The following is a 1,742-nucleotide window of genomic DNA, read 5'->3' as shown; positions in this document are numbered from 1 at the left end:
GTCTGCTTGCTTACAAACCCTTACTACAGCGTCTTGTTTTCCTTTGTGACACATCAAAAGCTCCTTTCCAAATGACCCCCTTTTTTTGAGTACCCGTCTTAATCTGTCAGGACTCATTTTAATGGAGCGATGCCTGCGATGCCTGTGGCGGGCTGCGCCTACGCGTTTTAATTTTTCGGTGAGTTGGAGACTGTTGTAAGTACGTGGCTCTTTTTTAAGGCATTCTTCCAAAAATATGATGTCAACTTCACTCAACTTTGGTTTTACCCCTCGACCAGGTAATTCCCAAAGCCCTTCCACTCCCAACTTCTGCCATTTATGTAAGACTTCTCTAACTGTTTGTGGAGTCCAATTAAAATGAACTGCTATTTTTTCTACGTACCAGCCATGTGCATTCAATCTGATGACTTCTGCTCTGTCTTTCACTTTCTGTGGCACATCCGCAGTTCTAAGTTTTAGCAAGCCGCGGTCTGGCTCACGAGTTAGGAATACCCTTAAACGAGCGCCCATATACGAGTGACCTTAGTAGATATATTCTACGTATTTACTTATCTTCACATAGTTTGGTTTTTTTATGCCGACTTACTTATACTATGATTTGCAAACGTTCCCAGTTCCATTTTTGATTATAACCCATCATAATTAATGCGATAGACCACTAGTGAAATCCAAAAGCATTTGCATAATTTTTTAACTTTGTAGTAAGAAGTACTTAAACTTACTTAATGCATCAAGCGCTACCCACCTTCATGGTTAGCGCTAGGATAGGCATGTATTTTATGAAAGTATAAATATGGCTCAAACTTTTTACGTAAATTCAGTAACAGGCAGCGATGCCAATCCAGGTAGCCAACAAGCCCCCTTCAAAACTATTACTAAAGCCCTTAAGGTAGCTACTGTTGATACCAAGATTCAACTAGCAAATGGTAATTACAATGTTGCTAGCGGTGAAGTCTTTCCGTTAACGATTCCATCTGGTGTAACAGTTGTGGGTAATGAAACCAATAAAGGCAATGGCATTTTGATTGAAGGAAGTGGTAGCTATCTGAGCCGTACTTTTGCTGGTCAGAATGTCACTTTTGTGCTGCTAGATAAAGCTGAACTGCGGGGAGTGACTGTAACAAATTTGGCTAGCCGTGGTAGTGGTGTCTGGATTGAATCAACTGCCCCTACTGTTGCTAATAGCACCTTCATCAACAATAAGCGGGAGGGAGTATTTGCTACAGGCGATGCTAATCCTGTGATTTTAGGTAATGTTTTCAGTGATAATGCAGCCAATGGAATTGCGATCGCTAAAAATTCTAAAGGTCAAATTGAAAATAATACCTACTTCAAAACAGGTTTTGGCATTGCCATTAGTGATACTGCATCACCCATCCTTCGAGATAACAGAATTTATGAAAACCGTTCTGGGATTGTCATCTCTGGTAGTGCCCGTCCCGTATTGCGTAATAATGTCAGTGAAAATAACACTGATGATGGTATCACAGTCATTGGAACTGCTCTACCAGATATCGGCAGTATCAATAATCCGGGGGGCAATACTCTACGGAATAACGGTAAATTTGATTTGCAAAATGTCAGTTCCAACAAGCTGATTTCTCTAGGAAATAAAATAGATGCGTCTAAAGTCGCCGGAAACATAGAGTTTGCAAATAGTTCGGTTCCAACGCCAACTCCAACTCCAACTCCAACTCCAACGCCAACTCCAACGCCAACGCCAACGCCAACGCCAACGCCAA

2 protein-coding genes are annotated in these 1,742 nt (G+C 41.4%); one reads left to right on the top strand and one right to left on the bottom strand.

Features of this window, described 5'->3' with window-relative positions:
- The coding region (locus RMY63_RS16830; protein WP_322729794.1) for a helix-turn-helix domain-containing protein at nucleotides 1–510 on the bottom strand (510 nt) is incomplete at its 3' end.
- A 283-nt stretch (nucleotides 511–793) separates the two neighbouring features.
- On the opposite strand from RMY63_RS16830, the gene RMY63_RS16825 reads away from it, so the two are divergent.
- On the top strand, nucleotides 794–1,742 hold a 949-nt coding region (locus tag RMY63_RS16825), incomplete at its 3' end, for a DUF1565 domain-containing protein (RefSeq protein ID WP_322729793.1).

This window comes from Nostoc sp. ChiQUE01b (genome assembly GCF_034531255.1).
Lineage (GTDB): Bacteria > Cyanobacteriota > Cyanobacteriia > Cyanobacteriales > Nostocaceae > Nostoc.
Note: the sequence above shows the minus strand (reverse complement) of the source record. Positions and strands in the feature narration are given on the sequence as shown.